Origin of the sequence: Acinetobacter sp. HY1485, assembly GCF_027568475.1 — a bacterium.
Lineage (GTDB): Bacteria > Pseudomonadota > Gammaproteobacteria > Pseudomonadales > Moraxellaceae > Acinetobacter.
This window is the reverse complement of record NZ_JANKZG010000005.1, coordinates 227996-254516: the sequence shown is the minus strand read 5'-3', so window position 1 is coordinate 254516 and position 26521 is coordinate 227996. Positions and strand designations below refer to the sequence as shown.

Genomic DNA, 26521 nt, shown 5'->3' with positions numbered 1-26521 from the left:
AAAAATCACCTTCGGGTGGTTTTTTTATGGGTGGAATATGGACGAAAAACAATACAAAGCCCTGATCAATAAAGCACTACCCAAACGTAAACCTCGTACGTTGCCATTGCCTAAAGCCAAACAATCCTATTTAGAAGCGGATGCAATACTCACAGAGCAATTGCAGCAACACGGCGTTGGCTTTGAGCGTCAGTTTCAGATCAATAAAACTAAGCATTGTCGTTTCGATTTTCATATCGTTAAAAAACGAATATTGATTGAAATAGAGGGTAGTCCTTGGTCGGGTGGTCGCCGTGGCAAACTGAGTAATAAGGCTTGGAATATGGGACGATACGATGAAGCAGAAGAACGTGGTTATCATTGTGAGCGTTTTGACTATATCGCCGTTAAGTATGGTTACGTCATTGGTTGGATGCTTCACCAATTAAAAGAGGACGCTGTAGATGGAACAGATCAGACCATTTCCACCGACTGACTTTATAGATCAGGCAGAACTTGAAGAAGCGATACGTCTAGTGCCTGCACCTGATTTAAAACAATGGGTGGTTGATAATTATTTAAAAAATGATGGCAAACTCTACAATCCCGACCATGATCATATTGCCGAACTTATGGACGATGACGAAACCTTTTTAGCATTTGCGTGGGCATCATCTGCCGCCGTATCTAAAAAGCGTATGGTACTTGGCCAGTGTGAAAAAATCATGTTTAACCAAGGTGGTTGGCGTAAAGCACGACAAGAACAACAAATGCGTGATTGGTTCGGTTTTGTACCTGTTTATCTGATTACAGTTGATGCAAGTTTTTGTGAACGTGCCAATGATCGTGAGTTTTGTGCCTTGTTAGAACATGAGCTTTATCATATCGCCGTAGAGCGTGACGAAGATGGTGAAGCAATATTCAGTGAGCATACAGGCTTACCAAAACATTACTTGGGTGGTCATGACGTGGAAGAATTTGTGGGCGTGGTTAAACGTTGGGGTGCAAACCAAGACATTAAACGGCTTGTTGAGATTGCAAAGAATCCGCCGTTTGTTTCAGATTTAGACATATCAAAGTGCTGCGGAAATTGTGTAGTGAACTGAGCTGTAAGGCTCTTTTTTTTGCCTATCTTGTTTGACGTAGTATGACAAAGAGGAAGTTATGGCAACGCTTAAAGAGCCTATAAAAATATTTATTGTTCAATCACTTGCCTGTATGGAAACCCCTCAACAGGTTGCTGATGCTGTCAAACAAGAATTTGGCATAGAGTTAGACCGCCGTCAGTGTTCTGCATACGACCCAACTAAACCTGCAGGTAAAAATTTAAGTAAGAAATTAAAACAACTTTTTGATGAAACACGGCGTAACTTCCAAGAGAATATCTTAGATATACCACTGGCCAATAAAGCCTTTCGTCTGCGTGAACTACAAAAAATGTATGACGACTACGGCAAAAACAAGGTGATGAAACAAAAGGTACTTAAACAAGCCTTTCAAGAAACCGATGGGCGTGTGACTCGTCAGGAGATAGATCACACTACTAACGGCAAAGAAATTAATAAACCTTTAACAATTGAATTGGTGGCTCCTAATGTCGAAAGTACAGATTGAGCTACCACCCAAACTAATTCCACTGTTCTCACAGTCTAGTGTGCGATACCGCTCATCATGGGGTGGACGTGGCTCAGGTAAAACACGTACATTTGCTTTAATGACTGCTGTTAGGGGGTATATGTGGGCGGAAGCAGGTATTAGTGGCATGTTGCTTGGTGCTCGTGAGTATATGAACTCTCTTGAGGAATCATCTATGGAGGAGATCAAGCAAGCTATTCGCTCAGTACCATTTCTTAATAAATATTATGAAATGGGTGAGAAATACATCCGTACTAAGAATCGTAGGGTGAGCTATGGTTTTTGTGGTCTACGTCATAACTTGGATAGCATTAAATCTAAAGCACGCATCTTGCTGTGTTGGGTAGATGAAGCTGAAACAGTCAGTGAAATGGCATGGCGTAAATTACTGCCTACGGTGCGTGAAAGTGGTTCAGAGGTATGGATTACATGGAACCCCGAAAAACGTGATAGTGCTACCAGTAAGCGTTTCCGTCATGACAAGATTTACGATGATGTAACAGGTGAGTTGATTGGTATTGGAGTAGAAATGAACTACTCCGACAATCCGTGGTTTCCCGAAGTTTTAGAAATTGAACGGCGACAAGACCAAGCAAATTTAGATGACGCTACCTATCGTTGGATATGGGAGGGTGATTATCTTGAATTGTCAGAAGCTCAAATATTTAAGAATAAATATAAAGTAGAAGCATTTGATGATGAGCTTTGGAAAACTGCAGAACGCTTGTTTTTTGGTGCTGATTTTGGTTTTGCGAATGATCCAAGTACATTACTTCGCTCCTTTGTTATTGAAAATACACTTTATATTGAATACGAAGCCTTTGGTGTGGGTGTAGAGCTTGATGAAATGGCACAGTTTTATGACGCCGTGCCCGATTCAAGGAATTGGCCGATCAAAGGGGATTGTTCGCGACCTGAGACGATCAGCTATTTAGTTCGGCAAGGTTTTACGATTTCGGCTGCAGAAAAATGGCAAGGATCTGTAGAGGATGGTATAGCCCATCTAAAGGGCTTTGACAAAATCATTATCCATCCACGTTGTAAAAAGATTTTAGAAGAATTTAGAAATTACTCGTACAAAAAAGACCGCCTCACTGATGAAGTACTTCCAATTATTGTAGATAAATGGAACCACGGTATAGATGCTTTACGCTATTCATTAGATGGTTACATCATGTCTCGTGGTGGAGTGGGTGTTTGGGCGAGATTGTGAGAAACCGTTATGAACATTGTTAAACGTACTGTAGATAGTTTTCAAAACTTTGCTGCACGAGTCGGCTTAGGTGCAGGAAGTCAACATGACCAGTCCACCTATGGGTTTAATTTTTTAAGCCGTGACCGCCTAAAATTAGAAGCCATGTATCGCTCTAGTTGGATTGTGGGTAACGCCGTGGATGTGGTTGCTGATGATATGACACGCGAAGGGATTAACATGCGTGGTTTTGATGATCCTGATGAAGTCGAAAGCATTAATAATGTTTTGGATAATTTAGAAGTTTGGGATCGTCTGAATGAAACAATCAAGTGGTCACGGTTGTACGGCGGTGCGATTGCTGTGATGCTGATTGATGGTCAAAACCCATCATCGCCGTTAAATATTAAAACGATTGGTAAAGACAGTTTTAAAGGATTACTTGTACTAGATCGTTGGATGATACAGCCAACTCTAGAGGATCTTGTTACTGATTATGGTCCACATTACGGTAAGCCTAAATACTATGATGTTTTTTCTGATGCTGTAGGGCTATGTAATGAGCGTATCCACTATTCGCGTGTTATTCGTATTGACGGCGTAAAACTCCCTTATTGGCAATCTATTGCAGAAAACCTTTGGGGACAATCTGTTATTGAGCGATTAGAAGATCGTTTAACGTTGTTTGATAGTGCAACCCTTGGTGCAGGTCAGTTAGTTTATAAAGCTCATCTACGCACATATAAAGTGAAAGATTTACGAACTCTAATTGCTTCAGGTGGTCGTGCATTTGAAGGGTTAGTTAAACAAATGGAACATATCCGTTTATGGCAGTCAAATGAAGGTCTGACTGTAATGGATGTACAAGATGAGTTTGAAACCAGTCAATACAACTTTTCAGGCCTAGATAATATCTTGATGCAGTTTGGCCAACAGCTATCAGGGGCACTTGGGATTCCATTGGTTAAATTATTTGGTCAAGCACCTGCAGGTTTAAATGCCACAGGTGAAAGTGATTTATCTAACTACTACGATGGAATTAACCAAACACAAGAGGGGCGTTTGCGTACGCCGTTGCATACGCTTCTTGCGGTTGTAAGTATGTCAGTACTTGGTAAGCCATTACCTAACTCGTTTAAGTTTGATTTTGCGTCTTTATGGCAAATTGATGATGCCACTAAAGCGGATATTGCAAGCAAGGTCACTACGGCGGTTGTTCAAGCACAAGAAAATGGCTTGATCTCACGCAAGACGGCGTTAAAGGAACTACGTCAAAATTCAGAGGTCACTAATATTTATTCTAATATTACAGATGAAGAAATTGACGATGCTGATGATGATCCACCTGCACCGGGAGCGTTAAATGTGGGATCCAAAGACAGTTCGTAAGGCAGAACGCCGTTATGCTCAACAATTAAGGAAAATTGCACGTTACATTGACACGATTGTTAAAAGTTTTGATGTGAACGACCCACGCAGTTATCCATTAATTGTAAGTGCATTGAATGAATATGCAGGAACATTGCATCATTGGGCACAAAACACGGCAGGTCGAATCATGACGGATGTTGCGTTGCGTGATCAAAAAACATGGTTAATTCATGCAAAAGATCTATCGCGTGGTGTACGTGATCAAATCCGTAATACCGATATTGGTGCGATTTACCAAAAGCTTATGGATGACCAAGTAACTTTAATTAAATCATTGCCATTGGATGCAGCACAACGCGTCCATGATCTTGCTACACGCACTACCATTGATGGTGGTCGTGCTAGTGAGGTTGCGGGGCTGATTTTAGCGACAGGTCATGTTACGAAGTCACGTGCCAACTTAATTGCACGTACGGAAATTAGTCGTGCACAAAGTAACTTTACAGAAGCAAGAGCAAAAAACTTAGGCTCACAAGGTTACATTTGGCGTACGTCCGAAGATCCAGATGTGCGTTCTGATCATAAAGAACTTAATGGAACATTTCACAAGTGGGATAATCCACCGATTGCAGATCAACGTGCAGGGGTTCGGGCACATCCGGGGTGTATTTATAACTGCCGATGTTATGCCGAACCTGTTGTACCTGATGATTACGAGAGCCTATAACGGCTCTTTTTTATGTCTGAGGAAATATGATGAGTAAAGAAAAAGTACAAGTGCGTCTTGCTCTTACACAACAAGCATTGGCACAAGGTGTTAACCCACAACGTATCCCCACTTTGGTTGAACCGTTAGTGGCTTATATCTGTGATGGAACTTATATCAAAACTCCAAGTTCTGCACCAAACGGTTAAGTACAGGTGAGTCATGTTTAAGAAAAAAACAAAAGATCGCCATACCAAAGACGGATCAAATATTTACACCACAGGTAAATTAGGGCGTACACGCGAAACGACACCCGAAGGTTATTTGCTGTGCCGTGATGTGCCTGTAGCTCGTATTGGTAAGCTGATGTATGGCAAAGGTGAAGTGCCTATCACGGCGGACAATACAGGCTTAATTATCGTTGAGCGTAGTGAAGATGCTTTATTCAATAATCAGACTATTTCAAGCTTTGAGGGTAAGGCGGTTACAGATGACCACCCTGACGATTGGGTAAGCCCTGAAAATTGGAAGCAGCTTGCTGTGGGTACAGCACAAAATGTACGCCGTGATGAAAATAACCCTGACTTCTTAATTGCCGATCTGCTTATTACCGATAAAACAACTATCGACAAAGTACAAGATGGCAAGGTGGAAATTTCGCTTGGCTATGATGCTGACTATTTAGAGGTCAGCAAGGGTAAAGGAATTCAAAGCAATATTTTAGGTAATCATGTTGCTTTGGTAGAGAGTGGGCGTTGTGGCTCACGTTGTTCAATTGGAGATAGTTTTATGCCTAAGGCAAATCAATCATGGCTTGAAAAACAGCTTATGAAAGCACGCCGTACGATTGACGAAGCACTTGCAGAAGCAAAAGATACGGAAGATGACGATGATGAAACCAAAGATGATGATGAAGAAACAGAATCATCTAAAACAGGTGATGCAGCAGTTAATCGTCAAATTCTTAAAACGCTCAAAACATTAGATAAACGTATGATGGCGTTGGAAAAGAAAAAAACAAAAGATGCTGAAACGTCTGAAGAAACGAAAGACGATGATGAGTCAGAAACTAAAGATACAGACAAAGATACCAAAACCGAAGATGACGTATTAGATGCTGAAAAAGCGGATACCTTATCTAAAGAAGGTGTGCAAAATCATACAGGTGATTCGCTTCAAGAGGTGTTAGTACGTGCAGAAATTTTATCACCGGGCTTTAAAACGCCAACGTTTGATAGTGCAAATAATGGTAACGCCGTACTCAATACAAAACGCCAAGTGTTAAAACAAGCTTTTACTACAGATGCAGGGCAAACGGTGATTAAACCGTTTATTGGTTTAAATACCAATTTTGATACCTTGCCTGCACACACTGTAGATGCTGCTTTTATTGGTGCATCAGAATTGCTGAAACAACAAAACAACCAACGTGGTGTGCGAACAGGTGTCTCTACTAAGGATTTTGGACGTACACCAAAGTCAGTGGCAGATATTAATGCCAGTAACCGTGAATTTTGGGCAAACCGTAATAAAGGAAAATAAACATGGGTAACGCATTTTTATACCGCATGCCGTCAGGTATCCCGGGTGATGTATCACGTAAATCTCATTCAACCATTGAAGCACATATTGTTGGTGGTCAGCTTCCTGCATTTGGTGTGTTTGGACAATTCAATGTTCAAGGGCAAATTGTAGCTTTAGATGCTAATACTAAAAAGCCGTATGGTTTATTGGTTCGTGCTTATCCAACGCAAAGTGCAACGAATGCTCTTGGTGCGGCATTACCACCGTCACAGGGTATTAGTGATGTCTTGGTACGTGGTTATATGACTGTAAAAAATAATACAGGTACGGCGAAAAAAGGACAGCCTGTATATACACGTATTGCAAATGCCACGGATCTAAAACCATTAGGTGGGATTGAAGCTATTGCAGTCGATGGTGAAACTATTGAAGTAAAAGCCATCTTCATGTGTGAAGCAGATGCAGACGGCAACGTAGAAATCGCATTTAACATTTAATTTAAAATAAAAAGGTACAGCTCGCATTAGGCGAGTTTTTTTGTGCCTGGAGATTTATAACTAATGAGTAAAATCATTTTAGCAACCTCAATGGCATCTGCTATGGCAGCAATGCCTGTACGTGCACGCACAACCGATGGTTTTCAGACATTTGATGCACGTACTATTGACAGCTCAGGTACGTTTTTAGTTGGTGAATTGGAACGTTTAGATCAGCGTATGCATGAGCCATTAGCCAGTGTGACATGGACACGTGATATTGATTTACGTTCGGATGTCTCTATTGCTGATGAAACCGCATCATTTACTAACTCAACCTTTGCGTCTGCAGGTGGTCAATCACCGAATGGTAAAGCATGGATTGGTAAAGATACCGATGCCATTCAAGGTATTGCACTTGATATTGGTAAAACTGCACAACCTCTTAACTTGTGGGGCATGCAACTTGGATGGACAATCCCTGAGCTTGAGTCTGCTAAACAGGTAGGTCGCCCAGTTGATACGCAAAAATACACAGGCATGATGCTCAAGTACAACATGGATGTGGACGAGCAGGTTTACATTGGTGACAGTACTTTAGGTATTACAGGTTTAGTTAATAGCAGTAAAGTGGGGGCAACTAACGTACCGAATGGTGTATCGGGTAAAACTCAGTGGGTAAGTAAAACCCCTCAAGAAATTTTAGATGATGTGAACTTAATCTTAAACCAAGCATGGGTCGCATCAGGGTTCGCCGTATGTCCTGACAAGTTGTTACTGCCACCAACGGCGTTTAGCTTGCTGACAAGCCGTATTGTGTCGGAAGCAGGTAATATTTCTATTCTGCAATTCTTACGCATGAATAGCTTATGTACCTCAGTCAATGGTAAAGAACTTGATATTCAGCCCCTTAAATGGCTATCAGGGCGTGGTGTGGGTGATTCTGACCGTATTGTAGCGTACACACAAGATGAAAGTCGTGTTCGTATTCCATTGGTACCATTGCAACGTACACCGCTTGAATACCGCGATCTACGTCAACTTACCACGTACTTTGGGCGTATTGGTGTGGTGGAGTATATCTACCCTGAAACAGCCTTCTATGCAGATGGGGTGTAAGTATGTCTAAAGTACAGATTTTATTATCTAAAGATCTTGTGATTCATCTATCTAAAGATGAAAAGGTAGAACTTAAAGCAGGCATTAATGAAGTGGATTCTGAGCTTGCTGAACACTGGTATGTTGCTGCACATTCACAACCCATTACATCGTCTGACCTTGAAACTGACGGTTTAAAAAAGCAGTTGGAAGATGTACAAGCAGAGCTTGCTACGGCAACGACACAGCTTGATGAAGCCAACAAAACCATTACAACCTTACAAGCAGATGCCAAGAAAAAGGATACTGAGCTTGCAGGTTTAAAAAAGCAGTTGGAAGCATCGTCTAAGGAAAAATAATCATGCTCACAGAGTCATCTTTTCGTGAAAAGATGCCGATGTTTGCTGATCTAACACGCTACCCAAGTGCACAGTTTAATTTATATCTGTCCTTGGGGTTAAAGCTGTTAGATGAACGCCGTTGGGAAGATTTGCGTGATGAAGGGCTAATGTTTTTTATAGCTCATTACTTGACGTTATACCAACGTGCAATGTCGGCATCATTAATGGGTGCAGATGCAGGTAAAGTGGTTGGAAATGAAACCTCTAAATCGGTTGATAGTGTTTCAAAGTCTATGGATGTGTCAGGTGTAACGCTTGATGACGGTGGACAATGGAACCAAACCACTTGGGGGATTCAATTTTTACAACTTGCTCGCATGATGGGGGCTGGAGGCATTCAGCTATGAGTGGCGTTAAAGCAACAGGCTTGGGTTTGCTTGATATTCTAGAAGCCACGAAAGCTCTGTCTCAAACTGATGTTTTAGTCGGTGTGCCCCACGGCGAACAGCGTGAAGATAGTGATATGACCAATGCTCAAATTGGTTATTTACTTGAAAATGGTTCGCCTGCTATGAATTTACCTCCTCGTCCACATTTAGTACCTGGTGTAGAAGCTGTACAAGATTTTATAAGTCAGCAACTTTTTAAAGCCGTGGATAGTGCTTTGGAGGGTAATCAAAAGAAAATGTACTTTTATCTCGGCTCAGCAGGGATGAAAGCCACCATGAGTGTAAAACGTTTAATTAATGCAGGTGATTTTACGGCGTTAGCACCACTCACCATTGCCCATCGTAAAGCAAGAGGTCGCACATCAATTAAACCTTTAGTCGACACGGGGCAATATCGTAACTCGCAAACATATGTGATTATGCATAAGGATGAGGAGGTCGAACGTGGCAAGACTTGATGTATCAGATGTTCTACTCGATCCTGATTTTATGGATATGTTGGTATGTCATCGTAATGCAGTGGTGGTTGGGAGTAATGGCCGTAATCAGACCCAAAGTACTGCAACACCTTTTTATGGTGTGGTTACAACCAATAGCGGTTTCAATATGGATCGCCGTGAGGATGGTACTTTGATTAAGGGAGCAATCAATATTCATACGCAGTTTGCTTTATTATCAGGTGATAACGGACATATAGCAGATGAAATTGAGTGGCATGGAAAGCGTTATATTGTATCGCAAGTACTTGATAATCAGCATTACGGCATAGGGTTTGTAAAAGCAATTTGCGAACTTAAACCACTTTCGGGGTAACCATGGCAACGTCTGCAACAGGTGGTTTCTTATCACCAAGTGGGGCGGTTACTTATGGCCAAGAACTCGAAGATCTCTTTCAGGCATTTATTGTTGGTGTGACAGGACTAGATGGCACATTGGTTCGCCCTCGATGGCAACCTGAACCACTGCCCATGCCAAGTATTACCGAAAATTGGTGTGCATTCGGAATAAAAACCATTACACCTGATGATGGTCCTTACTTTGAACAACACAACACCAATATCGACAATATTCGCCATGAAGTGCTTGAAGTCTTTTTATCGTTTTATGGCCTACAAGGGCAACAGCTCGCCAATACCTTTAAAAATGGGCTTGGTATTCCACAAAATATACAACAACTCTTATCTTTCAAATTTGTAGATGTCAGTGCCATTACAACGGCACCTGATTTTCTCAATCAACAATATGTGCATCGTTACGACTTAGTTGCTACGTTTAGACGTAAAACAACACAGCAATACGCCGTAGATACGCTGCAATCTTCTCAAATTAAGTTTAATCGAGGTTAGTTAGTTATGACACTTCCTGTATCAAATGTGGTAAATGTGCAGGTGAGTATTGCTGCACTTTCAGCAGGGCCACGCTCATTTGGTTCACTTCTTATTTTAGGTTCGACTGCAGGTGTAATTACCACAGCTGAACGTATGCGTGAATATTCAGGAATTAGTGCAGTCGCAACCGATTTTGGTGTGGATTCTAATGAGTATAAGGCGGCGAACTTGTATTTTAGTCAGTCACCGAAGCCACGTACACTTTATATCGGGTATTGGGATAAAGCATCAAAAGAAAATATTATGACTGCCGTAAATGCATGCTTAGACTCATTAAAGTGGTATGGCTTGATGGTTGCAGACGATTTATCGGATGATGAAGTTGTTAAACTTGCTGCATTAATTGAAGCTGCAGATCCAAGTCGGATTTATGGCCATACTACACAAAACGCAAATACGCTGTTAACAACAAGTAAGGATGATGTTGCTAGTCGACTAAAAGCACAGGGTTATAAGCGTACAGTATGTCTTTATTCAAGTAGTTCTAAATTTGCAATTGCATCCTTGTTTGGTCGTGCATTTAGCGTGAACTTTAATGGTACAAATACTACCATTACACTTAAATTTAAACAATTACCCGGGGTAACTGCTGAAAATCTCACAGTATCCAAGGCAAGTGCATTGGCATCTAAAAACTGTAATGTCTATGTAGGCTACAACAATGACACGGCGATCTTGCAAGAAGGCGTGATGGCAAGCGGTGTTTTTATTGATGAAGTACACGGTTTGGATTGGCAACAAAATAATTTAGAAACTTCCCTTTGGAATTTGTACTACACCACAGGCAAAGTACCGCAAACAGATGGTGGCTTAAATCGTCAATGTGCCGTATTAGAACGTGCTTGTGAACAAGGTGTTACCAATGGGTTAGCTGCACCCGGTGTTTGGAATGGCGATGAATTTGGCTCACTCAAATCTGGTGATTATTTAACAAAAGGTTATTACGTGTTTGCTAATAGTTTAGATGATCAGTCACAGGCTGAACGTGAACAACGTAAAGCACCTGTTTTTCAAATTGCTTACAAGTTAGCAGGTGCAACGCATTTTGCTGATGTTGTGGTTTCAGTAAATCGTTAATAAGGGAGTAGAACATGTCTACTTGGTCGTTTATGGACACACATGCCACACTTGCAAGTGATGATGGCACAATTGATTTAGGATACGGTGCGGCAGTTGCAGAGGAAGGTATTACAGTTGCCATGCTGGATAATAAAAATACCATGACTATTGGTGCAGATGGTGAAGGAATGCATGCATTACATGCTAGTAAAGCAGGTACAGTCACAGTACGTTTGTTAAAAACATCACCAACCAATGCAAAGCTGATGAACTTATACAATGTTCAACAGCAAAGTGCTAAAAAGTGGGGCAAAAACTCTTTTACGCTAAATAACCCATCGGCAGGTGATAACGTGAGTGCGACTAAACTAGCATTTCAAAAAGCACCTGATTATAACGCTGCTAAAGAAGGGCAAACCGTGGAATGGGTTTTCGATGCAATCAAAATTGATATGAAGTTGGGTAGCTATGAATAATATTGAAACTTTAACCATAGGTGATCATCAGTATTCAATTGGCCGCCTCAATGCAATGGATCAATTACACGTTTCTCGCAAAATTGCACCATTAGTTCCGACAATTATTCCGATTATTTCGGAAGTAGCCAAAGGTGGATTAGCTGATGCATTCAAAGCCATTGATGGTGATACAGATATTGATTTAGAAACTTTTGATTTAAAAAGTCTTGATGGTCTAACCGATGCTTTAGAACCTTTAACCACAGCGTTTTCTGCTATGCCTGAAAAGGATGTGGATTATGTTGTACATAAATGCTTGGGTGTTGTTAATCGTGGTACTGCACGTGTTTGTGTGAATGGTCAGATCATGTTTGACGAGTTGGATATGGGGCAGATTTTACCTTTAACGCTTGCTGTTATTCGTGTGAATTTGGGAAATTTTATCAAAGGACTGCTTACGAAGGCATCAGCTACTCAGGAACAGTCCAAGTAAATTGGCGAAACTTACCGGGGAATGAGGATTGGATCCTACGTCCTGTTATTAAAGGTATGTGTAAATACGAGTCTTTGATTGATGGCACACTAGATCTTAATGATGTGGCATTGATGAATGATGGTTTAGATGTAATTGCTGATAATGAATATCTCGTTGATCAGGCAAGACAAAATGAAAGTAAACGATAGACCGCCGTAGGGTGGTTTTTTTCTTACAAAAGCAAAAAGCCAAGAACTCGCAATTCTTGGCTTTTTTGTTTAAACCTTATGGCACAAGGATATAAACAGTATATGAATTTTAACATTGGAGATTGGGTAGTGAAAGTATTAGAACTCATTCAAACTCATAAAAGTGTAAAAATCTTTTGTTATTGGATTTTAGTGGTTGTGTCGTTATTTGCACTCGCACCCATCATTCAAGCACTCACTTACTTTATTTTAACTGTTAAAGGATATTAATTTTAAAAATCCTTAAGCAAATACTAATTTTTAATACAGATATATTCCACCTCTCAGGTGGTTTTTTTATGGGGTGGGATATGGCACAGGTGAGTGTAATTCGTGATTTTGTTGTGGCTTTAGGGTTTAAAACTGATAAAGCTGCTGCTGATAAAATGAAGGAAAGTCTTGAAAATGTTGAAATACGAGCAAAACTTTTAAATAAAGCAATTGTAGGTATGGCAGCAGGTGTAGCATTTGCTGTAAAACAAACAGCTACTGAATTAGACAAGCTCTACTTTGCATCTAAACGTATCGGTGCAAGTGCTGATAATATCAATGCCTATGGTAATGCAATTGAACAAATGGGCGGTAATGCAGAACAAGCAATTAGTACATTAGAATCGCTTAGTGAAAAAATGCGTAATTCACCGGGTTACGAGGGTATGCTCAATAATTTAGGTGTAGCCACAAAAGAAGCTAACGGTGCAGTACGTGACCGTGTTGAGGTGATGAAAGATCTTAGTGGTGTATTAGCTAAGATGCCACAATACCAAGCCAATGCTTACGCAAACTCTTTAGGAATTGATCAAAACACGCTTTTAGCCATGCGAGATGGTAAATTTATCTCCAATATGGAGAAGTACCAAAAAATACAAAAACAAATGGGTATGAATGATGAGTTAACCAAATCAGGTAATGAGTTTATGACTCAATATCGTGATTTAAGCATCATGGCTAAAACAGGTTTTTTAGTCGTACTTATGCAAGCAGGTAAAATTTTAATACCTCTTTTAAAAGGGCTTAATACCACAGTTCAGTTTTGCGTTAAGTTATTTAGTCATTTACATCCAATGGTTAAAGATACCTTAGGAATTCTCTTACAAATTGCTGTAGCAACTTTAATGCTTAGTGCATTTGTTAGAATGTTGAAGATGCTGAGAATTGGGTTAGGTGTTATCCGTATCTTCTTCTCCTTTAAAAAGTCTTTAGGATCTGTAGTTAAGTGGTTAAAGATTGCAAAAGAATGGGCTTTAAAATTTGGACAAGCTATTAAGTTCTTATTCCGTATTTTTGCAATGACACCCATTGGACGTATTGTAACCCTTGTTATGGCTCTAGTGACGGCTTTGGGGTTGTTATGGGATGACTACCAAACATGGAAAGAAGGTGGGAAATCTTTAATTGATTGGGGTACATGGTCTAAAGAAATTGATTATGTGATTAATAAAATTAAAGAGTTAATGGAATGGATTGAAAATCTAAGTAAAAAAGCAATTGATGGAATTTTTGGGGATGGGAGTCATCAAAAGTTAATTGATAAGGTTGAAGAACACGTTATTGAGCCTGTTGCAGGTTGGTTTGGTGGTGCTACACCAATGCTTGATGATAAACGCCGTCAAGAGGAAGAAGCGAAAAATAAACCTAAGATGATTGACGTTACACCTTATTCTAATAATGCATCTTCACCACAACAAACTAATAAGCCTAGCCTTACTATGCAAGATGTAAAACAAGTGGTTGGACAGGCTCAAACATTAGTTATTGGTTTAGCCAAAACCGTGAAAAGTAATGTGAAAGAGGTGGCGAGTAAAGTAAATGGAAATGATGGATATACTAATCTTGGTTCACTTATAGCAAGTGGTGAAGGTGATTATAATAGTGTTAATCGTGGTTTAGTGAATGGTAAGAACTTAGGAGCATTTAAAACCGATCTTAGCAAAATGACTATTAATGAAATTCTCCAAAGAAATAAGTTGAAGGCAGGCGATAGTGGTCGTATGAATGCGGTTGGTAAATATCAGATCATTGCTTCTACTATGAAGCAAGCTATGGCCCAAATGAATTTAACTGGCAATGAGAAATTTACTCCTGAAATGCAAGAAAAAATATTTCGTGAGTTTTTAATACCAAAACGCAAAGGTCTTAATAATTATTTAAAAGGTAATGGCTCTAATTTAGAACAAGCTCAATATGAAGCATCAATGGAATGGGCAAGCATCCCAGTACCTACAGGCTTTAAAACACAAACTGGGAAGATATCAGATGGAACATCAACATATTATGACAAAAATAAAGGGAATAAAGCTAAAAATGGGCATGGTGTTAAAATTAGAAATGCGTTACAACAGATCAAAAATGGTGGAACTTCAAGCAATAATTTTTTAACAGCATCAAATATAGATATTAAGAATCCTACAGCTCCATCACGGGCAAACCCTGAAAAGTCACAATATTTAGGAGCTACTAATAATGCATCCAATGTAACAATTCATCAGAATTATCAAACTGATATGGTTGTTAATGGAGCCAAGAACCCTCAAGATTCTGCTAACGCCGTGAAGCGTCAGCAAGAAAATGCGAATATTATATTGGCACGAAATGCTCAAGCTGTAATGCCATAATGTATCTATTTCTTTGAACAAGTAAATTGTACTAGACTAATATCATCAGGTTTCTCAACATACAGTTGATTGTTATTCTTATCTTTATATTTATAAATACAACGATCTGCTATACAGTTTTCTTCAGGTAGATCGGGATTGGTACCCATATCGGATATTATTGGTTGCCAACCAGATTTGATTAATTTTGTTCTAAAAATAGAATAATCATCCAAGGTGCCATTTTTATTTAAAAGGGAGGTATGTTTTGATGGGATCCAAGCATGCGGAACAGCACACTTTTGGGCAAATGCGGTGTTAGTTAGTAACAAAAGTGCTAATAAGGTAATTTTTTTCATTCTGATTTATTCCGTAGAGTTGTTTTAATACTAATCGTATCATCTTGGCTTTGACTATCTGCAATACTTTTTTGGCTTTGCTTTTCTTGCTCTAAGCGTTTGTAGTCTTCAGCTGTAGGTACGTAGGCATGAGCATTTTGTTCAGCTTGCGGTGTAAATTCTTCTTGCTTAGGTGGTTCGGGTGTAGGTATTGGTGTTGGTTCTGCAGTTTGAGTTGGTGCGACAGTTTCATTGCTTAATGGTTTTAGCTCTTGATCTGCAACATTAAGTGTCTCAGTCTCACTAGGCTTTGACGAGTTTGATTTATCTTTGCTTAAGAAGAAAGCAAGTGCTAAAAAACCAATGATCAACCAAAACAGTATAATGAATAGCGTTTTAAAAAATCCACGTTTTTTGGGTTCAGATGGTATTTCGTTATTTTGTGTATGGGGTGTATAAGAAGAATAAGATAAACCACTACCAGGTATGCCTATAGTCGAGCGAGTACCTTTACCACTTATATTGACGCTTGCTCCTCTTTTACCTATAGATACGCTACTAATTCCTTTTTTCCCAATATTTAATTTAATACCAGGTGCAATTTTAATTGATTTTCTAAATCTAAAGCCCACTTTTTATTCAGCCATAGGGAAAAATAATAATGATTATTATAAGAGCAAAAAGTAGGCAAAAATATTTTTTTGTTTATAATCCACTTTAATTAAATGCTTTTTTACTTTCTATGAGTCAACAACTTTCGGTTATATGGTGGAACACAAGTTTATCTCCACCAACACATAAAAAATCATCTGAAGATAAAAAGCTAACAGAAATAGAGTTAGAGGAAAAAAAGAACAAAAAACTTGATCTTTGTACATCAGTGATTCAAAATTTTTTAAATCTAGATTATGATTTTATCTGTTTAGGTGAAGTTAATACTAATGATATTAATAATATTATTAAAAAATTAAATTTAGAGACTGAAAATTATACATATACATATATCGATAGTTATCAAAAGGTAGGTCAACTACATTTTGATACAGCAATTTTATATAAAGACAAACATTTAATAAAACCAATGCTTTTAGATAGTGAATTATTTTGCTATGAAAATCTAACATATTCCAATACTGATCGTAATTGTAAAACGGGTCAAAAATTTCAATTTTACTTACCAGAATTTGAAGAAAATTTAATTCTGTATTTAGTCCACTGGTCAAGTAGACAAAGTACAGATGATAATCTGTATGATTCTCTAGCACAGGATTTGAGATCAAGTATTGGACAAAGTGAATTAAGTAAAGATAATTTGATGGTTATTGGCGATTTTAATATTGAGCCCCATCATTCAGCAATCGTAAAAAAACTACAATCTTCTAGAGAGAAAGCGTTGGTGGTAGATAGAAAAAGTCTATTATATAATCCTTGTTGGAAATTTTTATCACACAGTCAAACTTCTCAAGAAGATAAATTTTTAGGAACATATAAGTTGCGAAAAACTGGATATCAAAATGATTGGCATATGATAGATCAGGTATTAATTTCTAAAAATTTCTTAAAATTAAGAGGAGCTTGGGCTTTTGACGATCAATATGTGGAAATTATTGATACGAAGATTTTATTAGGCTTGACTCAAAACATATCAGATCACTTTGCTATTAGTATATTAATTCCGAGGACTTTAAAATGAGTAAACCTTCTGCTGGTATAAATTTTGGAGAGTACCTTAGAAAAGGTTTAGAAAACTCTGAAAATAAAGATAAAAATATCGATCAAATTAAGTGCTTAATAAAAGAGCTTAATCATCAAATTCAGGCTGCTACTGATAAAAAAGTTGGTATTATGCTTTGCACAAATTTAAGGGCACAATTGACTAATTTTGCGCTAGGCTTAAAGTCTGTTGAAGATACGGAAGCTATAAAATTACAAGAGATTTATGCATATTCAATCTCTAACGCTAACGAAAAAAAATCGCTTACAAAGTTTGATTTTGGTCCTCAAGGCTTCCCATGCACAATATATGTTGATGGAAATAGAATGACTGCCGGAGATATAGAAAGTTTACAAGAAAATTTAGGAGAACTTCTATCCTCCGCGAGAACTGGAAGAAAAATTAGTGAGCTTTTAAAGTTGTAGTAAAAATTTTATAAACATTATACCGCCCTCACGGCGGTTTTTTTATGCCTTGAGGAAAATATGACAATATCATCTGTGCTCAGTGGTGCACTTAATACTGCTATGGCATCACCAATTACCGAAAAAGTAGGATCTTTATTGTTGGCAGGTAAAGGTCGAACGATTATGGGGTTGTTTGCTGATGTTACGATTGAAGAAAAACACAAAGATGAGCTTCAAATTACAGAGCATCCCACAGAGATAGGAAGTCCAATGTCTGATCATGCCTATAAAATACCGCCTGAGGTAAGTATGACAGTGGCTTGGTCTGAGAGTGCAGGGAAGTTAAATGGCTTAGTAGGTAATACGCCTTTATCAGGCACCACAGGCTTAGTCGCCGTTTATGAGATATTACAACAATTACAGGATAGTGCAGTTCGGTTGGTTGTACTTACAGGTAAACGGCTTTATACAAATATGCTAATCAAATCTTTGTCATGTACGACAGATGCAAGTACAGAGCATGTCTTGATGATTGATATTACATTTAAAAAAGTATTTGTTGTTAAAACAGCAGAAACTACGGTACTCCTAGAAAATCAAACATCACCTGAAGCCACAGCACAAGTACAAGATGGTGGTACGGTTCAAACGCAAGAAGTAAGCGAATCTTGGTTATCTAAATTGACAGGTATGGGTTCAAAAGGCGGAAGTTTCTCATTTTAATATTGTTGTTAAGGACGTAGCTCATGTCATATTTCAATATTCCACTCATGGCAACCAATCAGCGTTTTAATGTCAGCCTAGGCACTACTACATATAAGCTACAATTAATCTATCGTGTAAATAAGTGGTTTTTAGATATTTTTGATACCCAAAATACGCCATTGATTTGTGGGCTTCCGGTGGTGATGGGCGATAACTTGTTGATACAGCATCAGCATATTATTTCAGGTTCGTTATTAGTAATGAATACCAATGAAAATGAACAGCAAAATTTTACTGATCTAGGTACAACGATCACACTTTATTGGAGTCCTAGCTAATGGCTGAACAATGGTTACGAAAATGTAAACTTACCATTCAAGTAAATAAAGGTGAGACTCGAGCATTAGATTTATCTGACTTCCATATTACATTTCATGTTTCTCAGCCGACAACCGATCAACCCAAATACGCTGAAATTTATATCTATAATTTATCTGCTAAAACAATGAATTTACTTGCAGGTGATGATAATCAAATTAAAGATACGCAAGTTATTTTAGAGGTTGGCTATAAATCTACGCCATTGGCCGTAATTTTTAAAGGTACTGTATTTCAGTATCGCCGTGGACGAGATAACCAAACTGATACTTGGTTGTGTGTACTCGCACAAAGTTCTGATGCTTATAAACAAACGGCTGTAATTAATCAATCTGTACCTGCAGGTGTTAGCATTACTGATATGAGCCAAGTACTTATGAATGAAGCTCTAAAATATAATATTGAACAAGGACATACAACAGAGCTTAGTGATCAACGATATGCCCGTGGTCGTGTCTTTTTTGGATCTTTAGATCGACATATTCAACAGTTTTGTGCAGATAATAACGTTGATTTTCATGTTTCAGATGATGTTTTGAATATGTATAAGTTAGGACATTACATTGAGAAGCCCGCCATTTTACTGACACGCACAACAGGCATGATTGGCATGCCACAGCTTACAACAGAAGGTTTAAATGTATCTTGCTTACTTAACCCTCAAATTACGCGTGGTGGTCGTATTGTGGTTGATTTGGGAAATCTACAAACCGAAGGATATGATGTGCAATATGGGAAGCAAGGTGTTGACCAACCACAAAAGAATGCAAATACCGCCACTAACAAGCAAGGTTATTTTATCGTGCAATCGGTAGAACATTTTGGCGATAATCGTGGTGATGATTGGTATACACAAACTGTAAGCACTGCACCGGGAGCAGTTCAACCGATGACTGGTATTTCAATTACTGGAGTCTCTTAAATGGCAATTTCATCAAATGAACGTGCACCTAATTTTGGTGGTGTTATTAAAGATAATATTAAAGGCGAACTTGGTAATGTTTGGACAACCTTACCGGGCATTGTCGATAGTTATGATGCAGATGCTGTTACGGTAACAGTTCAGCCTGCAATTAATATTCCAGTACGCCGTGAAGATGGCACTTTAGAAGCAGTTACTTTACCGTTACTCCTCGATGTTCCTGTTATTTTTTCGGGTGCAGGTGGGTTTACTGTAACGCACCCTATTAAAAAAGGTGATGAATGCTTGGTATCTTTTGCTTGCCGAAATATAGATTTATGGTGGCAGTCAGGTGGTGTACAAAATCCATTTGATATGAGGAAACATGACTTGAGCGATGGTTTTGCCTTTTTTAGACCACAGTCACAAGTTGAAAAAATTAGTGATATTTCCACTGAGCATTTTGAGATTCGTAATAACACCAATGACTGTAAAGTTCAGATCACCAAAGAAGGTGAGCTTAATTTTTTTGGTAAAAAAGCGACCTTTAAATGCCCGGTAGAAATGGAAAGTACACTTACGGTTAAAGGATTAATTACCTCATTAACTGATGTTGTGGCTAAAGCTATAAGTTTATTTAGCCATAAGCATGGCGGTGTAGAGAGTGGCAGCTCAATAACTACAGAACCACAGTAAAACCAATTTTGAATGAGGGGCGCGAAAGCGTCTTTTTTTATGCGTTATAGAAAATTAGACGAAAACGGTGACCATACGTTTGGCATGAGTTCAAATAATTTTTATATCGACTCAGCCGAAGCAGTTCAGCAGGCTATTTTAACTCGACTGCGTTTATCGCTTGGTGAGTGGTTTGCTGACACATCGGATGGTACCGGGTGGAATCAAACCATTTTAGGCAAGCAGTCTCAAGGGCTTTATGAACTCACATTGCGTCAACGAGTGTTAGAAACATCAGGTGTCATTAATATTGATACTTTTGAAAGCACCCTAGATCCGACAACACGAAGGTTAACTGTTTCAATGAGCGTCAATACAATTTACGGCGAAGTTGATGTATCAGGAGATTTATAATGGCATTAACAACAATTGCTCCACAGCTTACAACCAGTGGTATTACAGCTCCTACTTACTATGAAATTGTGGAATATTTGAAAGAACAATATAAAGCAATTTATGGGGATGATGCCTATTTAGAAAATGATTCAATGGATGGTCAATGGATTGGTGTTATTGCACGTGCTATCTCGGACTGTAGCTCGGTATGCATTGACTTATATTCTACATTCTCACCAAAAACTGCAACTGGTGATGCACTTTCTCGTAATGTTGCAATCAATGGTATTCAGCGTACATTACCCACATATTCTACTGTAGATTTAATAATAAAAGGCATTGCAGGTACTGTGATTACAGATGGCTATGCAATAGATCAAAATAATAAACAATGGAATTTACCGAGTACTGTCACTATTTCAAATCAAGGATACGTGACTGTAACTGCTACAGCTGCACAAGCAGGGGCAATTTTAGCACAGGTAAATACGGTAACGAAAATTGGTAAGCCCACACGCGGTTGGCAATCTGTTAATAATCAAACTACATCAACCTTAGGCCAAGCATTAGAAACGGATAGTGAGTTACGTCAACGCCAAGCTCTGTCTGTTGCACTTTCCTCACAGTCCACACTCCAGTCGCTAGAAAGTGCATTGCTTTCATTAAATGGTGTTTATAGATGTAAAATTTTTGAGAATTATACAAATACACAAGACAGCAATGGATTACCTGCACATACAGTTTGTGCAATCGTGCAAGGTGGTGATAGTAATGAGATTGCTACGACAATTAATTCAAAACGCTCAATGGGATGTGGGCTATTTGGTAATACAACAATTTCAACTAAAAACCTTTATGGAATTGTGGAGAAGATTTCTTTTTATCGCCCTTCAATTATCAGTATTGGTTACAAAATCCGCCTACGTGCTAAAAGTTCATATAGCACAGATATTAATACACAGATTAAAGAAAATTTGGTTGATTATACGAACCAATTGGAGATTAGCGACAATATTATGCTGAATAAGCTCTATAGCGTTGTTAATTTATTTGGTGCACCAAATAGCTATTTATACGATGTTGAGGCAATTACCATTTTAAAAAATGGGGTTGAAGTTTCAGGAGATTGTACATTGCCATTTGGTTCAATAGCCAACTGTATTCAAGAAGATATTGAATTAGAGATAGAAAATGGCTAATGAATATACGAACTTAATTACTTCCCAATATAAAAACTCACCTCATTTTATTGCCAACCTTATTGCTGTTACAAACCCAATCATTGATATTCAGAACTTTTTAAAAGATCTAAACTCCTATTATGATTTAGACACAGCAACAAATGATCGCTTAAAAACAATTGCATATTGGGTGAATGCACCTTTACTCATTAGTGGTGCTGTGCAGTTGGGGTTTTTTGGGTTTGATACCCAAGAAAGTGCATTAACTTTTGGTGAAATTGGTGAGCCTGACATAGGCGGCTATTTTCGTGAAATTGGGCAAGATGGAACAAGTGGTTTAACGCCATCTGGGGAGTTCCTGCGACAGCTTATTAAAGCCCAAATATTAAAAAACAATTCGACAGGTCATATTAAAGATACAAAGAAAATTCTAAGTTTAGTACTTGGCCATGAGCTATTTTCTATAGTTGATAATCAAAATATGACTGTCACGTTCAAATTCAATACTGACTACAGTAGTGTTCAAAAAATTTTGGTACAGATGTTTTTTCCCATACCTGTAGGTGTTTCTTTGCTTTTTGGAGATTAAGATGACAATTGCAAAATTAGATGAATTTGCTAAAACAGGGCAAAAAAGTATTACAGGTTTAACTCAGACCGAAGGATTCCCTGCCAACCAAAAACCTGCACGGCAATGGTTCAATTACTTATTTAACAAAATTACATTGAAGATAAATGACTTGATTGATAGCAAGTTAGATATTAATGCCAATGCTCAAACCTCAAGTAAATTAGAAGTGGCACGCTTAATAGGTGGTGTTTCTTTTGATGGTAGTAAAAATATTGATTTACCGGGTGTAAATCAATACGGAAATCAAAGTACTTCAGGTAATGCAGCCACAGCCACTAAGCTACAAACAGGGCGTAAAGTTTTAATAAGTGGAGCAGTCAGTGGTGAGGGTTACTTTGATGGTACAGATGATTTAAAACTTAATTTGAGTGGATCTGCTACTGATTTAAGAGTGGTTCAGGGGAGTAATTATAAGATCACGTATGATGACTATAGAAGAATTGCAATTATAGAATTAAATCTTTGGACAAATGATGCAGTTTCAAATCAAACGCAGCAAGAGACAAAGCTAAGTTCATCAAAGTATGGCATTTTTGCTTTACCTATTCAGCTTAAAAAAAGAATTACAGCTGATGTTCAAATTGTAGAAACAAATACAAGTGAAATATATAACAAAGAAGCTATGGAATGGCTCACAAATGTTATGCCTGATGGTTATCAAAATACCAATGCGAATGAGAAGTTATTTGTACGGTTTAAACGTTGGACGGGAAGTGATGATGAAAAAGTAAGTGCAATTGCTACTGTTATGGGAATTTTTTAAAGCCTACAGATGGTTAGGTTTTTGGAGAAATAAAAATGTCAACAAACTGGAATAGCATGCTTGCTAATACTAAAAATTTGAACGATGTGGTTCAGATTTTACAGAAGATATTAGCTCAAAGTTCTACAAGCTCAAGCAGTGAGGCCAATCAAGTTACAGTTTTACCGACTGGTAAGGGAACAACTGTATCAATGACTTTGAATAAAGTCACAACAACGATTTCTCTTACGCAAGCAAATGCACCTAATTTTACTTTGGTATTAACACAAGGCACAGGTGCAAATAAAGTTATTTGGCCAAGTAGTATAAAGTGGCAATTTGGTATTGCTCCCGTACTATCATATAAAAAAGATCAGGTAGATATTTTATATTTCATTTCCTTGGATAATGGGAATACATGGTTAGGATCTATGATTGGTGGAGGGTATTAATAGTGGATATATTAACATTTGACCCTTTAGCAACGATTAAATCACTAGTGTATGGTCATTTAGATTTTATTAATCGAAATACAGGAACAACAAAAAATGCTCAAATTGAGCATTTTCTGTTGAATGAAGATCGTGTTCTATCAAACAATCGTCATTTTATTGCTGAAACAATGGCGGAGTACCAACCTAATGGTGATGGTACAACGGAAGGGCAAAGTCTACATATTATTGGTAATGCTTTGATGTACCTTGCAACAAAAGATCAGCAATTTTTAGATCATTCAGTCAAGGCTTGGGAAGCCTATATTCAATACTATTATGCTGGTCAACCTATTCCCAATACACCGCAGCGTTATATCTGTAATTGGTTAGTGAACTCCAAAGAACCTGTATTGGCCAACTATCCAATTAATCCTAAAGAACCGACTCAGGGTGGTTTTAAATGCGTACCTTTAGTCTTTAAGAATGGTCAAGCTAAGATACCTCATGGTGCACCGTATTGGGGTGAATACTTAGATAGTGCAACCTATGCTCATCGAGGGCATATGACATGGGATTCCATCAATGCTTCAGTACAAAAAATACAAGAAAATGTAGATGGTAAAATTGATTGGCAAGATATTTATGACAATTATAGAACCACTGAACAAACAGAACCTTGGTCATCGTTGGCTTGGATTGATTGGCCACGTTATTTAGGTCAACCATCTTATAAAGTACAGTGGGGTGGTGCTAGCAGTAAAGATAGTACGTTTGGGGTAAGTTGGATCAACGTGCGTACCAAGAACCGCATTGGGATGGGTAAAGGGCCTAATGATCAATTGTGGTCAGGTGACATTATTGCCACCAATATTCCTGATGCTGATATTGGAATCGTACAGCTTGAAGATACTTCAATTAATGGTGTGTACTTATTTAATTATGCGACTAAAAATCCAGTAGACAAAGGTGGCTATCAATTTTCTCGTAATGAACCTTGGCATAACCGCCCTGTTCATACACCATTTTTAGGATCTAAAAACCAATTGGGAAATGCTGCAGATGCAGAAGTTTGGTTTATTGATGCATGTTATTTGCTTTGGCGTATTACAGGTGAGGATCGCTTTAAAAAAGCGTTAGATTGCTGTTTTTATACTGCACATGAATACACTTATATTGATGCTGCAGATAAATTCTTTCGACAATCTACCGTGGCCAATACTCCTTTTACTGATGCAATCAGTTATGACTTTAGCTATCCTGAACTGACTGAAATCAGTTATAGCCGTGATGCAAAAGGTTATATACAGATAGTTTCTAAATCTGCGTCACAGCACTTTATGGAGCAACAATCTGTCTGGTACCGCATTAATAAAAACTCTAAATTACGTGTCACAGTGGGTGGTTTAACAGATACAGGTCAACCGTTAGTCGTGAAAGCGATGCTTGATATTAATCAGGTTAAAGCAGAGAACGATAGCCCTAATTGGTGGGGTGTTTCATTACCTCAAAGTACGTCAATGGAACCTATTACACGCGATGTTGAGCTTGGCCATTTAGCACAATTAACAAATCCCAAAACGAATGATGATTATTTGATTGCCGATGCTCGTGCTGTAACAGATTATGGTAATTGCTCTTTTGTAGAAGCCTTTGAAGATAATATTTATGACGGACGTGCAAGTAACGTTGTACGTTCAACATTTGTTGATGATGATGGCGGCCTTATTATTGGATTTTGGCTTACTACCACTAAGAAAGTACTTCCTGAGTCGATAGTCTATCGTGCTGATGCTGATTTTAATCTGCGTATCACAGATAATGATGGTTGGAATTGGTGGTGGATGATTCCTAAGACAGGTACAGATTGGGGGCGTGTATTTTTTGATAAGACCAAAGCAACACTTTCTTCTTATCAACCCAATCACAAAGATGCTACGACAAAGCCTACAAGCCCTAATTATGCTGAGCAAACACAGATCCAAATCATTCAAGATGGCAGTGTGGCCAATGCCCACTTTGACTATTATTGTATAAATGATGTACCACCACTTTTTAAAGAAGATGATGGATGGACATTAACGTTTCGTGTTGCTTTCAAGGGAGATGATAGTTGGAAGGCAACCCTTGGTGACTGTCAGATTATGGATTATCGCCTAGATTCATTGGCATATTGTCCTGGTGTTATTCCATTTTCAAATATTTATGCTGAAGGTACAGATCAAATTGGAGCGTGGCACGGTATGCCGTATCCAGGTTACCAATATCCAATGATGTATACCATTCACCAGGATAAATCAAAATATCAAACTTGGCTCAATAATCAGATTGAATTTTTATATGATAGCCAAGTGGCATATAAAGAAAAAGTAGGTATCAGTGGGCCTGGATGTGCCGCTTATGTTTGGAATCGTTGGGATAATTTCAAATATGGTACGGCAGATACGTGGACCAATAACCATTGGGGTGATGGTAAACCTTGGTCAGGTTATCAACCCCGTGCATTTAATGCAGCGGCACGTACTTGGTATGAACTCGCAATGCGTGGTGAACAGATCCCAATAAAACTTCAAGTATATGTTGAAAATTGGATTAAGTATCTTGTGAAGTTTTCTGCTGAGTTTGGCCGGCATACCCCGAATGACTTTCCTGTATCAGATAAACCTACTTGGATTGAGGATGATTGGACAGGGCACATGATCGGGTTATGGCTTGCCGGGTGTTGTTATGCACAACTTGCAGGTTCAACAGTCGATGGCTTAAGAGAAGTTATTGATACTGCTGTGAAAGAACTGATAGAAAGTTTTACCATCACAGATGTACCTGATCATAATATTAATGGTTCGTGGTCACCTGCACCGCGTGAAAGCTCAGATAATGGGATGTATTTTGGGTTTTATACGGGTGAGATTTTACGTGGACTTGCACTCTATATGATGTGCCGTCAAGGGGGAAGCGGTTTTGATATGTATCAGGCTTGTGCTATTTCAGATCATAAAGTAGCTTCTCTAACCCAATAGTATTCTTGT

34 protein-coding genes and 1 pseudogene are annotated in these 26521 nt (G+C 38.4%); 33 read left to right on the top strand and 2 right to left on the bottom strand.

Translation table 11 applies throughout. From position 1 onward, the window contains the following. The first annotated feature begins 37 nt into the window (after positions 1-37). The 21 genes from PCI70_RS08090 (at position 38) to PCI70_RS07990 (ending at position 15014) form a co-directional block, all read left to right on the top strand. Complete coding sequence (locus tag PCI70_RS08090) at positions 38-475, top strand: hypothetical protein (protein WP_269914814.1); 438 nt, start codon at positions 38-40, stop codon at positions 473-475. After that, the gene (locus tag PCI70_RS08085; protein ID WP_269914813.1) at positions 444-1085 is read left to right on the top strand and encodes a putative metallopeptidase; all 642 of its coding nucleotides are present in this window, start codon (positions 444-446) and stop codon (positions 1083-1085) included. Before PCI70_RS08090 ends, PCI70_RS08085 begins: the two co-directional genes overlap by 32 nt. Before the next feature lie 58 nt (positions 1086-1143). Next, positions 1144-1593, top strand: coding sequence for a DUF2280 domain-containing protein (locus PCI70_RS08080; RefSeq protein ID WP_269914812.1), 450 nt, complete (start codon positions 1144-1146; stop codon positions 1591-1593). Then, positions 1574-2827 carry a PBSX family phage terminase large subunit gene (locus tag PCI70_RS08075; protein WP_269914811.1) on the top strand — a complete coding sequence of 418 codons (1254 nt, stop codon included), beginning with the start codon at positions 1574-1576 and terminating at the stop codon, positions 2825-2827. The genes PCI70_RS08080 and PCI70_RS08075 overlap by 20 nt, the downstream gene beginning before the upstream one ends. Positions 2828-2836: 9 nt before the next feature. Beyond that, a complete protein-coding gene (locus PCI70_RS08070) occupies positions 2837-4195 on the top strand; it encodes a DUF1073 domain-containing protein (RefSeq protein ID WP_269914810.1) in 1359 nt (452 codons plus the stop codon). Then, complete coding sequence (locus PCI70_RS08065) at positions 4170-4904, top strand: phage head morphogenesis protein (RefSeq protein WP_269914809.1); 735 nt, start codon at positions 4170-4172, stop codon at positions 4902-4904. Before PCI70_RS08070 ends, PCI70_RS08065 begins: the two co-directional genes overlap by 26 nt. A 26-nt stretch (positions 4905-4930) precedes the next feature. Further along, entirely contained in the window at positions 4931-5092 is a 162-nt protein-coding gene (locus PCI70_RS08060; protein ID WP_269914808.1) for a hypothetical protein, read from the top strand. 13 nt (positions 5093-5105) lie between these two features. Beyond that, complete coding sequence (locus tag PCI70_RS08055) at positions 5106-6425, top strand: DUF2213 domain-containing protein (RefSeq protein ID WP_269914807.1); 1320 nt, start codon at positions 5106-5108, stop codon at positions 6423-6425. Positions 6426-6427: 2 nt separating this feature from the next. Then, complete coding sequence (locus tag PCI70_RS08050; RefSeq protein WP_269914806.1) at positions 6428-6904, top strand: structural cement protein Gp24; 477 nt, start codon at positions 6428-6430, stop codon at positions 6902-6904. Between the two features lie 63 nt (positions 6905-6967). Continuing rightward, positions 6968-8002, top strand: coding sequence for a DUF2184 domain-containing protein (locus tag PCI70_RS08045; protein ID WP_269914805.1), 1035 nt, complete (start codon positions 6968-6970; stop codon positions 8000-8002). A 2-nt stretch (positions 8003-8004) separates the two neighbouring features. Beyond that, positions 8005-8340: an STY1053 family phage-associated protein gene (locus PCI70_RS08040; protein WP_269914804.1), complete on the top strand. Its 336-nt coding sequence runs from the start codon at positions 8005-8007 to the stop codon at positions 8338-8340. A gap of 2 nt (positions 8341-8342) precedes the next feature. Beyond that, complete coding sequence (locus PCI70_RS08035; protein ID WP_269914803.1) at positions 8343-8729, top strand: DUF4054 domain-containing protein; 387 nt, start codon at positions 8343-8345, stop codon at positions 8727-8729. Then, positions 8726-9229, top strand: coding sequence for a hypothetical protein (locus PCI70_RS08030; RefSeq protein WP_269914802.1), 504 nt, complete (start codon positions 8726-8728; stop codon positions 9227-9229). Before PCI70_RS08035 ends, PCI70_RS08030 begins: the two co-directional genes overlap by 4 nt. After that, positions 9216-9584, top strand: coding sequence for a hypothetical protein (locus tag PCI70_RS08025; RefSeq protein WP_269914801.1), 369 nt, complete (start codon positions 9216-9218; stop codon positions 9582-9584). The genes PCI70_RS08030 and PCI70_RS08025 overlap by 14 nt, the downstream gene beginning before the upstream one ends. A gap of 2 nt (positions 9585-9586) precedes the next feature. Beyond that, positions 9587-10117, top strand: coding sequence for a phage neck terminator protein (locus tag PCI70_RS08020; protein ID WP_269914800.1), 531 nt, complete (start codon positions 9587-9589; stop codon positions 10115-10117). 6 nt (positions 10118-10123) lie between these two features. Then, complete coding sequence (locus PCI70_RS08015; protein WP_269914799.1) at positions 10124-11236, top strand: DUF3383 family protein; 1113 nt, start codon at positions 10124-10126, stop codon at positions 11234-11236. 14 nt (positions 11237-11250) lie between these two features. Then, positions 11251-11694 (top strand): phage structural protein, encoded by a 444-nt coding sequence (locus tag PCI70_RS08010; protein ID WP_269914798.1) that lies wholly within the window; start codon positions 11251-11253, stop codon positions 11692-11694. A gap of 55 nt (positions 11695-11749) precedes the next feature. Beyond that, complete coding sequence (locus tag PCI70_RS08005) at positions 11750-12169, top strand: phage tail assembly chaperone (protein WP_442865173.1); 420 nt, start codon at positions 11750-11752, stop codon at positions 12167-12169. A gap of 56 nt (positions 12170-12225) precedes the next feature. After that, complete coding sequence (locus PCI70_RS08000) at positions 12226-12360, top strand: DUF6889 family protein (protein WP_269914796.1); 135 nt, start codon at positions 12226-12228, stop codon at positions 12358-12360. Positions 12361-12462: 102 nt separating this feature from the next. After that, complete coding sequence (locus PCI70_RS07995; protein ID WP_269914795.1) at positions 12463-12630, top strand: hypothetical protein; 168 nt, start codon at positions 12463-12465, stop codon at positions 12628-12630. An 80-nt stretch (positions 12631-12710) separates the two neighbouring features. Continuing rightward, positions 12711-15014, top strand: coding sequence for a phage tail tape measure protein (locus PCI70_RS07990; protein WP_442865176.1), 2304 nt, complete (start codon positions 12711-12713; stop codon positions 15012-15014). Positions 15015-15019: 5 nt separating this feature from the next. Here PCI70_RS07990 and PCI70_RS07985 read toward each other — a convergent pair whose 3' ends face one another. Both PCI70_RS07985 and PCI70_RS12165 read right to left on the bottom strand, forming a co-directional pair. Continuing rightward, complete coding sequence (locus tag PCI70_RS07985) at positions 15020-15352, bottom strand: hypothetical protein (RefSeq protein WP_269914793.1); 333 nt, start codon at positions 15350-15352, stop codon at positions 15020-15022. A gap of 430 nt (positions 15353-15782) precedes the next feature. Further along, a pseudogene (locus PCI70_RS12165) lies at positions 15783-15963 on the bottom strand (DUF4236 domain-containing protein); the annotation flags it as partial. A 110-nt stretch (positions 15964-16073) separates the two neighbouring features. Here PCI70_RS12165 and PCI70_RS07975 point away from each other — a divergent pair. From PCI70_RS07975 to PCI70_RS07920, 12 genes are read left to right on the top strand one after another with little or no spacing between them, the layout of a single operon-like run. Continuing rightward, positions 16074-17024, top strand: coding sequence for an endonuclease/exonuclease/phosphatase family protein (locus PCI70_RS07975; protein ID WP_269914792.1), 951 nt, complete (start codon positions 16074-16076; stop codon positions 17022-17024). Next, positions 17021-17470 (top strand): hypothetical protein, encoded by a 450-nt coding sequence (locus PCI70_RS07970; protein WP_269914791.1) that lies wholly within the window; start codon positions 17021-17023, stop codon positions 17468-17470. Before PCI70_RS07975 ends, PCI70_RS07970 begins: the two co-directional genes overlap by 4 nt. 60 nt (positions 17471-17530) lie before the next feature. Continuing rightward, positions 17531-18175, top strand: coding sequence for a phage baseplate protein (locus tag PCI70_RS07965; protein WP_269914790.1), 645 nt, complete (start codon positions 17531-17533; stop codon positions 18173-18175). Positions 18176-18198: 23 nt separating this feature from the next. Then, positions 18199-18495, top strand: a complete 297-nt coding sequence (locus tag PCI70_RS07960; protein WP_269914789.1) for a phage baseplate plug family protein — start codon at positions 18199-18201, stop codon at positions 18493-18495. Then, a complete protein-coding gene (locus tag PCI70_RS07955; protein ID WP_269914788.1) occupies positions 18495-19457 on the top strand; it encodes a phage protein in 963 nt (320 codons plus the stop codon). Before PCI70_RS07960 ends, PCI70_RS07955 begins: the two co-directional genes overlap by 1 nt. Continuing rightward, the gene (locus PCI70_RS07950) at positions 19458-20132 is read left to right on the top strand and encodes a Gp138 family membrane-puncturing spike protein (RefSeq protein WP_269914787.1); all 675 of its coding nucleotides are present in this window, start codon (positions 19458-19460) and stop codon (positions 20130-20132) included. A gap of 39 nt (positions 20133-20171) precedes the next feature. Next, a complete protein-coding gene (locus PCI70_RS07945) occupies positions 20172-20525 on the top strand; it encodes a hypothetical protein (RefSeq protein ID WP_269914786.1) in 354 nt (117 codons plus the stop codon). Next, positions 20525-21706 carry a baseplate J/gp47 family protein gene (locus PCI70_RS07940; RefSeq protein ID WP_269914785.1) on the top strand — a complete coding sequence of 394 codons (1182 nt, stop codon included), beginning with the start codon at positions 20525-20527 and terminating at the stop codon, positions 21704-21706. Before PCI70_RS07945 ends, PCI70_RS07940 begins: the two co-directional genes overlap by 1 nt. Next, the gene (locus PCI70_RS07935; protein WP_269914784.1) at positions 21699-22277 is read left to right on the top strand and encodes a DUF2612 domain-containing protein; all 579 of its coding nucleotides are present in this window, start codon (positions 21699-21701) and stop codon (positions 22275-22277) included. Before PCI70_RS07940 ends, PCI70_RS07935 begins: the two co-directional genes overlap by 8 nt. A gap of 1 nt (position 22278) precedes the next feature. Then, positions 22279-23082 carry a hypothetical protein gene (locus tag PCI70_RS07930; protein ID WP_269914783.1) on the top strand — a complete coding sequence of 268 codons (804 nt, stop codon included), beginning with the start codon at positions 22279-22281 and terminating at the stop codon, positions 23080-23082. 35 nt (positions 23083-23117) lie between these two features. Continuing rightward, on the top strand, positions 23118-23513 hold the full coding sequence (locus PCI70_RS07925; RefSeq protein ID WP_269914782.1) for a hypothetical protein: 396 nt from the start codon (positions 23118-23120) through the stop codon (positions 23511-23513). A 2-nt stretch (positions 23514-23515) separates the two neighbouring features. Further along, the gene (locus PCI70_RS07920) at positions 23516-26512 is read left to right on the top strand and encodes a hypothetical protein (protein ID WP_269914781.1); all 2997 of its coding nucleotides are present in this window, start codon (positions 23516-23518) and stop codon (positions 26510-26512) included. Positions 26513-26521 lie beyond the last annotated feature (9 nt).